This is a genomic window from Streptococcus mitis (assembly GCF_002096755.1).
Classification (GTDB): Bacteria; Bacillota; Bacilli; order Lactobacillales; family Streptococcaceae; genus Streptococcus; species Streptococcus mitis_AC.
Window position 1 is genome coordinate 91,202 of the sequence record NZ_NCVF01000018.1, and the last position, 15,580, is coordinate 106,781.

Below are 15,580 nucleotides of genomic sequence, written 5' to 3' on the forward strand. Positions count from 1 at the left end.
GTTCCTTCCTAATCCGATATCTTGCGAAATTGACTGATGAAGAATCCATCACTTCCATACAATTCAGGTGTAATGAGGATACAGCCGTCTTTCATGATATCCTTACATTCATGTTCTAGTGTTACCTGCTCAAATTCAGGATGACTTTCTAAAAATGCCTGTACGACTTGAAAGTTCTCCTCTGAGACAATAGTACAGGTACTATAAGTTATTATACCACCTTTGCGTAGTGTTTGACAAACACTACCTAATATTTCTAGCTGAATTTCCTGCAAGGAAGCGAAATCTGCCGTTTCTTTATTGTATTTAATGTCTGGTTTGCGTCGCAGAAGACCAATTCCTGAACAGGGAGCATCTACCAAAATCTTATCAAATGAATCCTGACCAAAAAGCTCATGTACCTTTCTGGCATCCAATTTTTGCGTTTGAACCCGATCCGCCACACCCAGACGTTGGGCATTTTCTTGGATTAAGTCCAACTTGTGGTCATACAAGTCCAGAGCAGTAACCTGACCTGTCGTGAGATAAGAGGCTATATGGGCTGTTTTTCCACCCGGAGCCGCACAGGCATCTAGAACCTGCTCATCACCTTGTAAATCAAGCGTCGGAGCAACAAGCTGACTGGACTCGTCTTGGATGGTAATAGCTCCCTCCACAAACAAATCATGTCCTGCAAAATTCCCCTGCTCCTTCACAAGACCAGAGGGAGACAAGGATGAATCACTAGCCTCCAACAAGGCTTGGATTTCCTCTTTTCGACTTAAATCAGTCACTCGGATGCTGGCCTTGTTTCGCACCAAAAGACTTTCAAAAATAGTCTGTGCTCGCTCTTCACCGTATTCTTCCTTGAGCTTGGAAACTAGCCAAACCGGGAGAGAATAGGCAATGGAATTACGCTTGTTTTTTCGCTTGATGCTAGCAATATCTGGCCAGCCTTCACGCAAGATACGGCGAAGGACGGCGTTGACCAATTTTTCACTGCCTTTTTTACGGACTTTGGCCAATTCTACTGCTTCATTGACCACAGCATGATCTGGAATCTTGTCCAAATTGCGGAGCTGGTAGGCACTCATGAGAAGAAGGACGTAGAGCCAGCTGTCTAACTGATCTCTGTCTTCAATAAAGTGGGACAAGTACCATTCCAGAGTCAGTTTACGGGCTACTGTTCCATAGACCAGCTCGGTCGCCAAGCCCTTGTCTGCTACAGAGAGCTGACTTCCCTTGAGATGCTTATTTAAGGCGATATTTGAGTATGCTTGATTGATAAAAACATCCTCTAATACTGCTAGGGATAAACTTCTAGCCGTTTCTACTTTAGTCACCAAATCGTTCTCCTACAGTCAATGTACGTCCAACTCCGTTGAGGAAGGAAGCAATGTCCATCTTAGGCTTACCAGCTGGCTGCACTTGTTTGAGAGACAAAGCTCCTTCAGCTGTTGCGACAATCAATTCTTTCTTGCCGATAGAAAGAATCTCACCTGGATTTCCCTGACCTTCCACTAGTAGTGCTTCATAAATCTTAAAGCGGTCGCCCTTAAGGAAAGTATGGGCAACAGGCCACGGATTCATTCCACGGATTTGGTTAAAGAGTTGACGATTGCTTTTAGTCCAATCTAGTTTTTCTTCTTCTGGCTTGATATTTGGCGAGAAAGTAACCTGACTTAGATCCTGTGGTTCAGGTTTGATGTCACCAGCAATGTAGCCAGGCAAAGTATCCAAAAGCAAATCACGACCAACTAGCGCCAATTTCTCAAACAAGGTGCCGACATTGTCCTCATCCGTGATAGGAATACTGCAACGAGAAATCATATCTCCTGCATCCATTTCCTTAACCATTTCCATAATGGTCACACCAGCTTCCTCATCCCCTTGAATCAAGGCATAATGGATAGGCGCACCACCACGATGTTTAGGAAGAAGAGAAGCGTGAACGTTGACAGCAAAGTCCATGCTATCAAGGAGTTTACTTGGGAGAAACTGGCCAAAAGCAGCAGTCACAATTCCATCTGCTCCTAACTGCATAATAGCTTCCATCTCTGGACTTCCAGATAATTTTTCAGGTTGGTAGATAGGAAGTCCTGCCTCTTTGGCAGCCTGCTTGACTGGGGTTTCTTGGATCACTTTTTTACGACCAACAGCACGGTCTGGCTGGGTCACAACGGCTAGAATTTCGTAACGGTCATCTGTCAAAAGTCCTTTTAAAACTGTTGCTGAAAAGTCGGGTGTCCCCATAAAGATTAATTTTGTCATATCTTCTCCTTCTTATAAAAATTGCTGCGGCTCATGGTCAATGCTGAGACGGAGCTCACTATTTTCCCGTTCTTGAGTCAAGGCCAAGACCTGGTTGAGGGTCGGACTTAGCTCATCTTCTAAACGGTATTTAATCAAAATCTGGTAATGATAGAGGTTGTGGGTACGAGCAATCGGTTTTGGCGTCGGCCCAAGGATGTCACTGGTTTCAGACAAACCTGACCGCAAAATATTCATGACTTCATAGGCACGTTTGACCACCTCTTCTTCCTTCTTGTGAGAAAGGGTAATTCCAATGGTGAAATAGTAAGGTGGATAACCAAGTTGTCGTCTAATTCCCATTTCATAGGCATAAAAGCCTTCGTAGTCCTGATCCTTGGCAAATCGAATAGCATAGTGCTGCGGATTGTAAGACTGAATCAAGACCTGACCAGCTTTTTCAGCACGACCTGCACGGCCTGCCACCTGAGTCAAGAGCTGGAAGGTTCTCTCAGAAGAACGGAAATCAGGCAGATTCAAGGCTGTATCGGCATTTAGAACTCCGACCAAAGTCACATTGGGAAAATCCAATCCCTTGGCAATCATCTGAGTACCTAGTAAAATATCTGCTTCTCCTCGTCCAAACTGGTCAAGAAGAGCTTGGTGACTACCTTTCTTACGAGTCGTGTCCACATCCATCCGCAAAATACGGGCTTGCGGAAAGAGTTCTGCCAGCTCGTCATAAGCCTTCTGTGTCCCCGTCCCATAGTAACGAATACTGCGACTCTTACAGTTGGGGCAAACGTGAGGAATATCCTTCGAAAAACCACAATAATGGCAGTTCATGGTCTTGGTATCCATATGCAAGGTCAAGGAAATGTCACAGTTAGGACAAGTATCCACCGTCCCACACTCCCGACACATGACAAAGCTAGAATAGCCCCGGCGATTGAGCATGAGAACCACCTGTTCTTTTTTATCCAGACGGTCTTGGATGGCTTCTAGCAAAGGAGGCGTAAAGTTTGACGTCTCATTTTGTCCGATATAGTCTCGAAAGTCAATTACTTGAACCTCAGGGATCCTAGCCAAAGGATTGGCTCGTTGGGTCAGACGTAAGTGTTGATAAACGCCTTTTCCAGCCCGCGCACGGCTCTCTAAGCTCGGTGTCGCAGACCCAAGTACCAGAGCTGCTTGATTATACTGAGCCCGTAAAATGGCTACTTCTCTGGCATGGTAACGAGGATTACTATCCTGCTTATAAGTTGCTTCATGCTCCTCATCGATAATCATAACACCCAGATTTTTCAGCGGAGCAAAGATGGCAGATCTGGCGCCAACAACAACTTGAGCGTCTCCACGCTCAACCTTGCGCCATTCGTCATACTTTTCACCATTGGACAAGCCTGAGTGAAGAATGGCCACTTTCTCACCAAAACGAGCGATAAAACGCTCCGTCATCTGAGGAGTCAAGGAAATCTCAGGCACCAGCAAAATGGCTGTCTTGCCCTTATCCAAAGCCCCTTGGATAATCTGCAAGTAAACCTCGGTCTTCCCACTTCCTGTAATCCCTTGAAGGAGGAAAGGAGGCTGATGACTGCCAATCGCACTGACAACCGCATCACGCGCCTGCCTTTGCCCTGGATTCAACTCCAAAGGCTGACTTGCTTCAATGCCTTCAAAATAAGCAGCCGAGCGTTGCACTTCCTTTTGGACTATGGTAACAGCACCTTGTTCCACAAAGAAGTTAACTTGCTCCCGTGAGTAGGACTCTAACAAACTAGCCAAAGAAGCACTCTCTGGATGAGACAGCAAATAATCTCTCAGTTCCAACTTTTTCTTAGCACGAGAGGAAATCTCAACACTTTCTAATTGAGCAAGATTCACCTCATACCAAGACTGGGTCTTGACCTTCTTTTGGTCAATCGCCTGATATTCCAGACCAAGCAGGCCTTTTCTAGTCAAACGCATCATTTCGGCTTGTTTGGCAAGGTCTAGAGAAGAAAAGGCAAGCGAATCTTCTGAACCAAACAAGCGCCCTCGGTCTTCCTGACTCAGACCTGCCAGAGGATAGAGAATCTTGTCATAGCTGGAGTTCAGAAACCCTGGTAACATAGTCTTGAGGATGGAGATCTTGTAGGAGAAAACAGATTTGCGTAACTCCTCAGCCAGCCAGAGTTGTTCTTTCGTGAGAACAGGAGAAAAATCCAACACCTCAGCAATATCTTTTAAATCTTGACTTGCCCCTTCTTCATCCACTTGAGACTCCAAACCAAGAACAATCCCTTGAATCAGGCGATTCCCCTTACCAAAGGGCACATGTACCCGCATTCCAACTTCCAACATTCCCTCAAATTCCTCAGGAATTCTGTAACTATAGGGCTGGTCTGTCTGCATCAAGGGAACATCTACGATAATCTTGGCTATAGTCATCTCCTCACCTCCTCCTTGTCAGTATATTCTTGCAATAGAAAAAATAAGATTGAGTCCCCCCAACCTTAAATTTTTTCACCATCTTCTTTTTCTTTAGCGATTTGCTCTTTGATTTTCTTTTCTTCTTCTTCTTTACGACGTTTTTCTTCTTCGATACGGCGACGCACTGCTTCACGTTTTCCTTCTGGATCTGGGTGAATTGTAACGTTTCCTGATTCGATTTCTTCTAAAGCGCGAAGAGTTGATTTTTCAGACTTAAAACCTTGAGTTGCTGGCGCACCTGCTTCCAATTCGTGGGCACGTTTTGCTTCCAAGATTACGAGTGAATATTTTGACGGAACCTTGTCGAGCAAGGTATCAATAGAGGGTTTTAACATCATTTGCTTGTACCTATTTTCTAAATTTTATCGGGTAGTTGGAGATTTTGGTAACATCTCCTGATAGTGACCAATGACACGGTCCACACGGAAGTGCTCTGCTTCGATAACACGTTTGACTCGCTCAGCAGCTAGGGGCACCTGATCGTTGACAATCGCATAATCATACTCACGCATAAGCGCAATTTCTTCCTTGGCTTTTTCGATTCGTTGGGCAATCACTTCTGCACTATCTGTTCCACGACCTACCAAGCGGTCTTGTAATTCATCCAAATCTGGTGGTGTCAGGAAGATAAAGACAGCATCTGGAACCTTTTTCTTGACCTGAAGAGCGCCCTGAACCTCAATTTCAAGGAAAACATCGATTCCCTTGTCCAAGGTTTCATTGACATAGGTCAGGGGAGTTCCATAGTAGTTGCCGACATATTCTGCGTATTCCAACATCTGTCCTTGACGAATCAGCTCTTCAAACTCTTCTCGAGTACGGAAGAAATAGTCAACACCGTCCACTTCTCCAGGACGTTGTGCGCGTGTCGTCATCGATACAGAGTATTGAAATTGGTTTTCAGAACTCTCAAAAATCTCTCTCCTAACCGTTCCTTTTCCAACTCCTGAAGGACCAGAAAAAACGATTAGTAAGCCTCGGTCTGCCATTGTGTCTCCTTTTAGTCAGTCTGTGAAATAACATTTCTCTAGAATAATGACAAAAAGCCAGATTATCCTTTACAGTCTTTCTATCTAGTGTAACAAAAAAGCAGTAATTTTTCAACTGCTCTTTCTTATTTATTTAGCATAATCTACTGCACGAAGCTCGCGAATCACGGTTACCTTGATATTTCCTGGGTAATCGAGATTGTTTTCAATTTTCTCACGAACTTTGTGAGCCAAGATTGTGACTTTGTCGTCCTTGATTTGTCCTGGATTGACCATGATGCGGATTTCACGTCCTGCTTGAAGGGCAAAGCTAGTTTGTACCCCTTCAAAGCCATTCGCAATTTCTTCCAAATCATGAAGACGCTTGATGTAGCTTTCAAGAGACTCACTACGAGCACCTGGACGGGCTGCACTCAAAGCATCTGCCGCAGCAACGATCACTGCAATGACACTTTCTGCTTCGACATCACCGTGGTGGCTAGCAATCGTATTCACCACAACTGGATGTTCCTTGTACTTACGAGCCAATTCCATACCGATTTCAACGTGGCTACCCTCAACCTCGCGGTCAATAGCTTTCCCGATATCGTGAAGGAATCCGGCACGACGGGCAAGAGCCGCGTTTTCACCAAGCTCACTAGCCATGATACCAGCCAACTTAGCAACCTCAATCGAATGACGCAAGACATTTTGTCCATAAGAAGTACGGAACTGCAGACGTCCCATAATCTTCATCAAGTCTGGATGAAGGTTTGGCGCACCAATCTCATAGGCTGCTGCCTCACCGTATTCACGAATTTTATTGTCAATCTCTTGACGGTTTTTCTCAACCAACTCTTCGATACGAGCTGGGTGGATACGACCATCCTTGAGCAACATTTCCATAGTCATACGGGCAATCTCACGACGAATCGGATCAAATCCTGACAAGGTCACCACTTCTGGTGTATCGTCGATAATCACATCAACCCCTGTCAAACTTTCAAAGGTACGAATGTTACGACCTTCACGACCAATAATGCGTCCCTTCATAGTATCGTCTGGCAGATGAACCGTTGAGTTTGTTGACTCCGCTACATATTCACCAGCGATACGTTGCATAGCTTGAACCAAGATGTCCTTAGCCATTTTGTCAGAACGTTCCTTGACCTCTTGCTCAGCTTCGCGAATGCGGCTAGCAATCTCCTTGGTCAAGTTTTCCTCTGTCTGTGCCAAGATAATATCTCGTGCTTCTGCCTGAGACAGAGCACCAATACGCTCTAGTTCTGCTTCTTTTTGTCTTTCGACTTCCTCTAATTGCTCTTCACGCGCATCAAGGTTTTTCGCTCTATCAGAAATACTTTGTTCTTTTTGTTCAAGTGTTTGTTCTTTACTCGTCAAATTGTCGTCCTTACGATCAAGGCTAGTAGCTCTCTCTGTCAAACGACTTTCGATTTGTTTGAGTTCTTGACGTTCTGATTTGAATTCAGCGTCCACTTCTTCACGGTATTTTCTGGCTTCTTCTTTGGCCTCCAATAGTGCTTCTTTTTTAAGAGACTTGCTTTCACGCTTAGCTTCATTAACAAGTAAATCGGCTTCACGTTCAGCTTGTCCACGTAAATTAGTTGCTTCTTGTTCAGCATTTAAAAGCATCAACTCTGCAGCTTCCTGAGATGATTTCATCTTAGCTGAGATGCTGACATATCCAATGACTAAACCAATGATGACGGCAAAAACAGCAATCGCAAGCGACATGATTTCCATGTTTTTACCTCATTTTATTGTTATTCCGAATGACATACATTCTTTTACATTCTACCATAAAAAAGTGATTTTCACAAACCTAAAATAGAATATGTTTTGAGGAATTTAGCGTGAATTTGGAGTTTAGCTCCCTGAATTTATCTGGATAACCTTTATTACTTAGAATCCGTAACGTCAGCAAAAATTTAAAAAAGCCTACCTTTCAGTAGACTTAGTTTGTTTCTATTCTAATCGGCACTCTGCCAAAATTCTGCTCTGCTATACTTGGTTTTCCCAGTTGATAAATCTGGTCTGCTTTTTGGGTCATGGGATCCCAAGGTTCTTTTCCAATTCGGCTGACTAGATTGACCTGCCCTTTCAGAGACTTGAGATGCTTTCTGCCTTTTTCGGTAAAGCCAAGAACATGAATGGCTTCTGGCAAGTCACTTTCTCTAGCTTGCACTAAGATATAAGTCAAGAGGCGTCGTACACGCGCCTTGGTATAACGTTTGGTAGTCACTAACTCGACCAATTCGTCAACAGACTGAGCTATCTTAATAGCTTCCTTAATGCGCACAGCCATTTCTTGATTGACCTGATAGATGGTGGTTAGGTCGGGATTTGACAAGATTTGATAGCGGAGCATAGGAAAATAGTCATCCCAGCTCACCTTACTGGCCTGCTCAAAAAGAGCAACAGAAGGCATAAAGCGTTCTAAGAAATCTTGGTCTGACTGATGCTGACGCAGAGCTGTCGCCGAAGCAAAATCCACATCCTTATCCACAGAATGGTAACCAGCCCCCTGACGCTGAATCGGATAAAGTTTGATGTTTCGTCCCGCAACCGCCTTGGCATAAGCAAGAGCAAGGACATGATTGGGCGTATTGCCTGAAAAATCAAGACCAGCAAATTCCTTCCACATGACCTGAGTTTTCTGAGGATAAGAGAGGGAATCAGACAGATTTTCCACAAATTCCTCCATCTCAGCACCTTTCTCTGTGTATAAATCAGCGATTTTCTGGTAATCCAGAACTTCCTCCGTCCCAAAGGCTAAGTTATCAATCCCTAACTGAGCTAAGATATCCACAGCTCCTTGACCAAAGAAATCTGCTGCTTGAACACTGACTAAAAATGGCAATTCCACTACCAAGTCTGCGCCATTTTCCAGTGCCATCTGGGCCCTTGTCCACTTATCCACAATGGCTGGCTCACCACGTTGCATGAAATTTCCTGACATAGCCACGATTTTCAGTCCATCAGCCTGATCTAGCAGGTATTTATGCCCATTATGAAAAGGATTGAACTCGGCTATAATACCTGTGATGGTCATAGTGATCTCCTACTTCTGTGCGATAAAAAACCAACGGGCACTGGTTTCTGTTGGTTCCTTGTCCTCAAAGTCGGCATAGAGTTTGAAGGACTTGAAACCAGCCTGTTCCAGCAAAATATCATAGGTCAAGACCTCATAAGTCCGCTCCTCATGCACTTCATCGTGGCGACTAAAGGACCCATCCTCTTCCTTGATAAAGAAAGTCAACTCATGAACGATAGAGTGAGGCGCTACATCCTCGTAGATATCCCATAGCATTGCAAAATCTTCTACATTTTCATGATAAGAATAGCCTGGAAAAACTTCGTCTGTCTGGTAGGTCGAATGCACATCAAAGATAAAAACTCCATCTTCATTAAGGGCATTATACACTTCCTTAAAAACATCCCCTACTTCCACCTCATCCTGCATGTAGCAGATTGAGTCCGAATAACACGTGACAAAATCATATTGACCTGCTTTGGACAAATCCAGCATATTACCTTCAATAAAGTCAATCTTTTGTTTGGCTGAAGCCGCTCTCTTCTGAGCAATCTTCAACATATCCCCACTCAAGTCAAGTCCAGTCACGTCAAAACCAGCCTGAGAGAAGCGCACCGATTGAATTCCTGTCCCACAAGCCAATTCCAAGAGTTTCTTTCTCTCCTTGGTTTTAGGCAAGTGACGCAGAGAAAAATCCGTCCATTTGTCGTATAAACTATCGTCCATGACCGCATCATAGACCGCCGCAAAGGTTTCATAAGTTGCCATAAAACATGATACCAAGAGCCTCCATGGCAAACAACCACTCGCTCTTTACCTTTCCATCAATTTTCTAAAATAAGCAAAGAAACCCAGTTGACTACAACTGAGTTCATCTTCTAAGCAAGAGCTTCTGAAATATCTACTGAATTCGCCTCATGCCATAGCTTCTCTAGGTTATAATGGGCACGCATTTCTTCTGAGAAGATATGCACGACAACAGAACCTAGGTCCAGCAAAACCCAGCCTCCAGTTGCATCACCTTCGATGTGACTTCCTTTAAAGCCTGCTTCAGCTACTTTTTCACGGATATTATCAGCGATAGCGTCCAACTGACGGCTATTCATTGAGCTAGTAATAACAAAATAGTCTGTCACACTGGTCAAATCTTGTACATCAAGTGCAAGGATATCCTCTGCACGTTTCTCATCCGCCGCTTTCACGACTAGTTCTAGTAATTCTTTTTCGTTCATTTAGTCCTCTTTCTAGAAAATATGTTTGTAATCTAGGACATCTGCAAAGCGCCCCTCCCAAATGTCCTCATAAAATTCATTTATCGTTTCTGCTGGAATATCATTCCCATCAAAGGTTGTGACAGCACCTTCTGGAATAATAAGCTTATAGCCATATTCAAAGGCGACCTTGACAGAGGTATCCACACAATATTCTGTCTGCATGCCACATAAGACTAATTTTTCAATCCCCTGTTTATCCAAGTATTCTTTTAAACCAGTTTCTTTGAAAATACTATTATACTTCTTCTGAAAGACCTTTTCATCAGGTTTTCGATTTAAAAGCGCAGATAACTGCCAATCTTCTGATGTTTGGGCTTCAGGATTCTCAATATGTTGAACATAGATAATTTCTATATTCTTACTTCTAGCCTGATTTTGTAAATAAGAAATTTTTTCCAATAGACTATTTGTCTGAAAACCGGTTTCCACTAAAATATTCTGAACATCAATGATTATAAAAGCCGTCTTCATTTAGTCCTCTTTCAAATAGTGCACAAAGGCGTTATAGGTTTCAAGGGTTTGGGGATAGATGGGGAATCTCTGATGAGCTAGATGCTCCACAGTTCGAGCTGTTTCGTAGGCCACTGCCTTATTGAGCGATAGACTCGCAATTTCACGCGCCACATCCACTCCTGGAAAGGCACGGTTATGCTCGATATAGTCTGCAACGTAGATGACTTTATCTAGATCTGTCATCTGACCAGCACCGACTGTATGAATTTCAATAGCTCGTAAGATTTCTAGATCATGCAAATCCAAATCTTCTTGAATCTTGTAGATGCCAACCATACCATGCCAGACATTATTGCCCCAGTTTTTGAGGTCAGGGTCTAGCTGGTAACGGTCAATCAAGTCTAGAAATTCCTGATCTGACAACTTCTTAGCATAGTCATGAAGAAGACCTGCTAGACCAGCTTTCTCAGCATCAACTCCGAATCGTTCTGCTAGCTCTATGGCTGCACGCTCCACACCCAAGCAATGGGTTAAGCGTTTTTCAGGTAGAAGCTCTGCCATTTTTTCCAACAAAGCCTCACGGGAACAGTTGATATAGTCTTGATAGGCCATCAGTAGAGCCCCTCCTTCTCGATGTAGTCTAGCACCGGCTGAGGTAGGAGAAAGTTGGGTTTTCGTCCTTGGGCAAGGAAGTCACGCACCATACTAGACGAGATATCCATGAGAGGCACATCCACCCAGATAACGGGATAGGAAGTCCCTGCCTTGTAGCGTGGGCGCTGAACCCCTACAAACTGAACCATGTCAACCAATTCATCAATTCGGTACCACTTGGGCAGATAGTCTACCATGTCGGCACCGATGATAAAGTAATAATCTGTATCTGGATTCTTCTCAGTTAGAAGCTTCATGGTGTCGTAGGTATAAGAAATGCCCTTGCGCTCTAGCTCGATTGTTTCAATGTCCAGACCTTCAATCCCCTCAATCGCCAATTCAAGCATCTTGAGACGATGGTGTTCAGGGATGGTTTCCTTTTTATCTACGTGAGGAGGTTGGTACTCAGGCATGAGCAAAACTTGATCCAGTCCTAACTGCTGGCGTACTTGGTCCGCAACGATGAGATGGGCATTGTGAACAGGGTTAAAATTCCCCCCTAAAATCCCGACTTGTTTGCGTTTTTTCTCCTTGATTTCTGGCTCCAACTCTACCTTGGTAAAGGGAGTCAATAGTTCGATTGCCATAGGCTAGTCTCCTTTATTTCTCTGTAAAAACAGTTGTTTGGAGTATGGGGGTCAAATTTCTTTGACTTTCTTAGAAATCTTGCAATTTTCTTTCTTGCTGGATTGTTTAAACAAGATTAAGATGCGTCCAATCTTTTGGACAGTATCCACACCGATTTCTTCTTCCAAGATTTCAGCTACTTCGTGGATATTTTCATCTGTGTTTTGCAAGAGCGTTACTTTAATCAATTCGCGGGCGTCAAGAGCCTGACGGACACTGGTTTTGATTTGGTCGTTAAGTCCATTTTTCCCGATTTGGATGATGGGTTTGAGGGTGTGTGCCTGACTGTTGAGGAAGGCACGTTGTTTTGATGTTAATGACATAATTTCTTCCTTATTTTTTGATAGTTATTTTAGGTAGTGAGGGACGGTCGGAACTAATTTTCCAAAGATCTCATCTTTGAAAAATGGATTTCCTGGCCTCACAATTGAGCCTTGGTCTCAATTGTGCCCCTTGCCAATCTAATGATTGGCAAGACACCACGGCAATAACTATCTCTTTATGAGCTCACTTTGTTCGCTCAGTGATTTCATTTTAAATAATTGCTTTTCGTGTGACGACTGCGACGCCTTCTGGTGCCCAGACGGCGACTTTGGCAGTTCCTGTTACGCGGATCCAGCCTAGGCCTGAGATGACTAGGTCAGTCTTCTCCTTAATATTAAATACATGCTGGACTAATTTTGGAAAATCTTCTTTTTCCTTGCTATTTGGCGGTGTCAGAAGGGTTCCGACGTGCTTATCGTAGAAAGCACTAGCGCCTTCAAGTTTGGTACGATGGAGTTTGAGTTCATTGTCAAAGAAAGCAGTAAATCCTTGTTTTTCTCCTGATATAAAGTCAAAACGTCCGAGACCTCCTAAAAACAGGGTTTGTTCAGGATTGAGCTGATAGGTTTTAGGTTTGATTTCCTTTTTAGGACTGACATACTTGAGGTTTTTGGCCGTCAAGTAGTGAGCCATCTGGTGACGGTGGATAATCCCTGGTGTATCGTAGATATAAGAACCGTCATCAAGCGGAATCTCGATTTTGTCCAAGGTTGTCCCTGGGAAGCGCGAAGTCGTGATGACATTCTGATCACCCGTAATTTCTTGGATAATAGCATTGATTAGAGTTGATTTTCCAACGTTGGTCACACCGACCACATAAACATCACGACCCTTACGGTAGTGTTCAATCTTGTCAATGACTTCCTTAATAGCATGTTTGTTTTGGGCCGAAGTTAAGACGACATCGACTGGACGAAGTCCTTCTTCGTGGGCACGTTCCATGAGCCACTGGCTAATCTTGCCTGGTTTAACAGACTTGGGCAAGATATCTTTTTTATTTCCCACCAAGAGGACATCATTGCCCGAGACAAAACGTGGCAAGCCTGGGATAACAGAGCCATTAAAATCAAAGATATCAATGACATTAACTACCAAGGCATCACTGTCTCCCACCTCGTGCAAGAGCTTGAGGAAATCATCGTCCGTCAACTGGACATCCGTGATTTCATTATAGTGGCGGAGACGGAAACAGCGTTGGCAATAGACTTCGCCAGTTTCCAAACCTTTTTCAAGTGCCGACTGGGGGGTAAAACCAAGACCAGCCTTATCTGTCGTCTGAATGGTTGCTCCACAACCAATACAGAGAATTTCTTCCATAGTTAAATTCCTTTTTTATATGTAATCGGTCCGTACTTTTCAGTGATTTTTCGCTTCACACGGCGCTCACGAGCTCGGTTGATCTGCGTTTTGATCGAGTCATGTTGGACCAAGGGTTTGACTAAAATCGAGCGAATGCCTGCACGGTGGGCTGCTCGTATATCTGTCATGAGCTGGTCGCCAACCATGACCACTTCACTTTTCTCATAATGAAATTCCTTCATGGCACGGTCAATCCCAAATGTGAAGGGCTTCAGAGCCCAATAAACGTAGTCAATCCCAAATTTCTCAACTGCTCGTTGGACGCGTTTTTTAGTGTTATTTGATACCACAATGATGCGAATGCCCGCGTCCCGAAGATCATGTAGCCATTGCTTCATCTCTGGCGTCCCGTCAGGGTTGTTCCAAGCAATGAGGGTATTGTCCAAATCGACCAAAACAGCCTTGATTCCATGCGCCTGCAGGCTTGGGACTGTCAGATCATAGACTGCTTCCACAGCAAAGTCTGGCATGTAGTTTTCAATCACCATTTTGGCTCCTTTTCTTTTATTTTCTAGTAATTTTCTTCAGCCATTGAGATAAGGCCACCCATAAAATCAAGCTAGTCATTAAGATATAAATCCAAGCATTTGGCTCTTCTGTAAATGGTAGAGGAACATTCATTCCGAAGAAACCTGTAATAACCGCAAGTACTGCTAGTAAGACGGAGATAATAGTCAAAATTGACAAACTATCATTCAAGTTATTGTTTAGGATGTTGTTGTAAGAAGCTGAGAGTTGTTGCAAGACTTGAGAAATCAAGTCTGTCATAGACACCAACTGATGGGCTTCAATCATGGCATCATCAAACTGCTCTCGTTCGACATCATTAAATCTCCGATAAAGAGCATGGCCCTGGATATGTTCCAAGAGGAGTCGATTTTGTTTTGCTGCTGCTGTCAAGTAAACCATACCAGTCTCCAAGTCAGAGAGGGCGAAGAGATTTTTCTTTGTTGTAGTTTGACGTAGCAAGGCACTAATTTCGTCCTTACTTTTATCCATCTCTTCAATGACAGGATAATAAGCGTTACTGATAATCTCTAAACCAGCAAAGAGAAACTTGTAAATAGAAAGCGACTCATGGCTATCCAGATAAGCTGACATCTGATCAATGACATAAGCATTCTTATGGTTGCTGATGGTAATCATTCGTTGTCTTTCGACGATAAAGGTCATGGGAATCGCTTCATAATATTCTTTGTCTTTTTCTAAATCAAGAACATTATAAATAAAGGTTACCGTCTCCGTTTCACGGTTATAATCCATATGAGCTCGTTCATTTCTATCCAGAGCATACTCAATGGTTTCCTTGTCCAATCCATAGATGTCAGAAAGATCTTCCATATTTTTAATCTTATCCACATCAAGGTCTATCCAGGTACAACCATTGCCCAACTGCTTTTCTAAAACCATCTTTTCTCCTTTATTAAACTCTTTCTATTGTACCACAAATTACTTAAAATAACAGGTCTAGTCTGTGCGTGAGAAATTGCTGACGACGGTGATATTCCGATTGGGAACGAAGTGCAGAACCTGATCTTCTCCTCTGAGTTGCGTTGTTCGAATGCCGACACTGACAACCTTGCCCGATACGGTAATAGGACCATTTGTCAAAACGACCTCATCTCCCACATCCAGTTGACGTTCAAAGAGGATGAAAAAGCCATTGATGACATCAGACAGAAAGCCTTGGGCTCCCATACCAATAGCTACCCCAGCAATCCCAGCACCTGCCAGCAAACTAGAGACTGGCAAGCCCAAAATAGACAAGATACAGTAAAGTAAAAAGAAATAGAGGGTATAATTAAACACATTCTCTAATAAACGTGAGATGGTTTTCTGACGCCCGACATCGTGGCGAGACATTTTTAAAGAAGGTTTAACAATTCTCTGCACCATGGTATGAAGTAGTTTCTTAGCTATATAGAATAGCAAAAATAGAAATAACAGAGAAATTAACTTGGTTAAGATATTCTCAATAATCGTTGTTATATCAAGCTTATTGAGGTAGGTTTGAATAAATTCTTGCATAGAAAACTCCTTTCATTTATTATACCATACTTTCACAAGTGATGAATCTCCATAAATATTCAAAAATAATAGCCAAAATAGACAGAAAATTCTTGATTTTAGCTCATATTTATACTATAATCATAAACATTACACAA

Annotated in this window: 17 protein-coding genes; all 17 read right to left on the reverse strand. The window is 43.2% G+C overall.

All coding sequences use genetic code 11. The features are described from left to right. Positions 1-8: 8 nt before the first annotated feature. The 17 genes from rsmB to B7700_RS01890 all read right to left on the reverse strand — a co-directional run bounded on the left by rsmB (position 9) and on the right by B7700_RS01890 (position 15,443). Complete coding sequence (gene rsmB, locus B7700_RS01810) at positions 9-1,322, reverse strand: 16S rRNA (cytosine(967)-C(5))-methyltransferase RsmB (RefSeq protein WP_192855646.1); 1,314 nt, start codon at positions 1,320-1,322, stop codon at positions 9-11. Then, on the reverse strand, positions 1,315-2,250 hold the full coding sequence (gene fmt / locus B7700_RS01815; RefSeq protein ID WP_084886745.1) for a methionyl-tRNA formyltransferase: 936 nt from the start codon (positions 2,248-2,250) through the stop codon (positions 1,315-1,317). Before fmt ends, rsmB begins: the two co-directional genes overlap by 8 nt. A 12-nt stretch (positions 2,251-2,262) precedes the next feature. Next, the gene (locus tag B7700_RS01820) at positions 2,263-4,659 is read right to left on the reverse strand and encodes a primosomal protein N' (RefSeq protein ID WP_000150598.1); all 2,397 of its coding nucleotides are present in this window, start codon (positions 4,657-4,659) and stop codon (positions 2,263-2,265) included. Between the two features lie 65 nt (positions 4,660-4,724). Next, a complete protein-coding gene (rpoZ, locus tag B7700_RS01825; protein ID WP_000979235.1) occupies positions 4,725-5,039 on the reverse strand; it encodes a DNA-directed RNA polymerase subunit omega in 315 nt (104 codons plus the stop codon). Between the two features lie 24 nt (positions 5,040-5,063). Next, positions 5,064-5,690 (reverse strand): guanylate kinase, encoded by a 627-nt coding sequence (gmk, locus tag B7700_RS01830; protein ID WP_000775041.1) that lies wholly within the window; start codon positions 5,688-5,690, stop codon positions 5,064-5,066. A 129-nt stretch (positions 5,691-5,819) separates the two neighbouring features. Continuing rightward, a complete protein-coding gene (locus tag B7700_RS01835) occupies positions 5,820-7,433 on the reverse strand; it encodes a ribonuclease Y (protein ID WP_000404936.1) in 1,614 nt (537 codons plus the stop codon). A gap of 211 nt (positions 7,434-7,644) precedes the next feature. After that, a complete protein-coding gene (locus B7700_RS01840) occupies positions 7,645-8,742 on the reverse strand; it encodes a nucleotidyltransferase (RefSeq protein WP_084886747.1) in 1,098 nt (365 codons plus the stop codon). A 9-nt stretch (positions 8,743-8,751) separates the two neighbouring features. Then, entirely contained in the window at positions 8,752-9,492 is a 741-nt protein-coding gene (locus B7700_RS01845) for a class I SAM-dependent DNA methyltransferase (protein WP_084886749.1), read from the reverse strand. 110 nt (positions 9,493-9,602) lie between these two features. Next, positions 9,603-9,956 carry a ribosome silencing factor gene (gene rsfS / locus B7700_RS01850; RefSeq protein ID WP_084886751.1) on the reverse strand — a complete coding sequence of 118 codons (354 nt, stop codon included), beginning with the start codon at positions 9,954-9,956 and terminating at the stop codon, positions 9,603-9,605. Positions 9,957-9,968: 12 nt separating this feature from the next. After that, positions 9,969-10,469 (reverse strand): cysteine hydrolase family protein, encoded by a 501-nt coding sequence (locus B7700_RS01855; RefSeq protein ID WP_070481848.1) that lies wholly within the window; start codon positions 10,467-10,469, stop codon positions 9,969-9,971. Next, a complete protein-coding gene (yqeK, locus tag B7700_RS01860; protein WP_084886754.1) occupies positions 10,470-11,063 on the reverse strand; it encodes a bis(5'-nucleosyl)-tetraphosphatase (symmetrical) YqeK in 594 nt (197 codons plus the stop codon). After that, the gene (locus B7700_RS01865) at positions 11,063-11,692 is read right to left on the reverse strand and encodes a nicotinate-nucleotide adenylyltransferase (protein ID WP_084886755.1); all 630 of its coding nucleotides are present in this window, start codon (positions 11,690-11,692) and stop codon (positions 11,063-11,065) included. The genes yqeK and B7700_RS01865 overlap by 1 nt, the downstream gene beginning before the upstream one ends. A gap of 51 nt (positions 11,693-11,743) precedes the next feature. Next, positions 11,744-12,055, reverse strand: a complete 312-nt coding sequence (yhbY, locus tag B7700_RS01870; protein ID WP_084886757.1) for a ribosome assembly RNA-binding protein YhbY — start codon at positions 12,053-12,055, stop codon at positions 11,744-11,746. Between the two features lie 211 nt (positions 12,056-12,266). Next, a complete protein-coding gene (gene yqeH, locus B7700_RS01875) occupies positions 12,267-13,373 on the reverse strand; it encodes a ribosome biogenesis GTPase YqeH (protein WP_000391192.1) in 1,107 nt (368 codons plus the stop codon). 2 nt (positions 13,374-13,375) lie between these two features. Continuing rightward, the gene (locus B7700_RS01880) at positions 13,376-13,903 is read right to left on the reverse strand and encodes a YqeG family HAD IIIA-type phosphatase (protein WP_000234217.1); all 528 of its coding nucleotides are present in this window, start codon (positions 13,901-13,903) and stop codon (positions 13,376-13,378) included. Between the two features lie 16 nt (positions 13,904-13,919). After that, positions 13,920-14,825, reverse strand: coding sequence for a magnesium transporter CorA family protein (locus tag B7700_RS01885; protein ID WP_000242267.1), 906 nt, complete (start codon positions 14,823-14,825; stop codon positions 13,920-13,922). 57 nt (positions 14,826-14,882) lie between these two features. Further along, on the reverse strand, positions 14,883-15,443 hold the full coding sequence (locus B7700_RS01890; RefSeq protein ID WP_020902998.1) for a mechanosensitive ion channel family protein: 561 nt from the start codon (positions 15,441-15,443) through the stop codon (positions 14,883-14,885). Between the last annotated feature and the right edge of the window lie 137 nt (positions 15,444-15,580).